This window comes from Streptomyces sp. PU-14G, assembly GCF_041028275.1.
GTDB lineage: Bacteria > Actinomycetota > Actinomycetes > Streptomycetales > Streptomycetaceae > Streptomyces.
On sequence record NZ_JASKYT010000774.1, the window covers coordinates 1 to 374 of the forward strand.

Consider the following 374-nt stretch of genomic DNA (forward strand, 5'->3'; position numbering starts at 1 on the left):
CGGTAGCCAAGGCCTACTACGTCAGCGAATGTCTGACGGTGGGTTGCTCATGGGTGGAACGTTGACTATTCGGCACTCTTGCACGGTGATGGCTAGTACTGCTCTTCGGAGTGTGGAACGTGATTGTCGGGTGGGGGTGTCGGGCGCGCTGTTGGGTGTCTGAGGGTGCGGGCTGTTGGCCTGTCCTTCGGTGCCGGTCCCAGTGAACTCGCGGGTGTCCGTGGGGTGGTGGGTGGCTGGTTGTTGTTTGAGAACTGCACAGTGGACGCGAGCATCTGTGGCCAAGTTTTTAAGGGCGCACGGTGGATGCCTTGGCACCAGGAACCGATGAAGGACGTGGGAGGCCGCGATAGACCCCGGGGAGTTGTCAACCG

General features: G+C 61.0%; 1 rRNA gene. It reads left to right on the plus strand.

Annotated features, from left to right (window positions below):
- Positions 1-279: 279 nt before the first annotated feature.
- Positions 280-374, plus strand: a 23S ribosomal RNA gene (locus AB8Z75_RS35245); the annotation flags it as partial.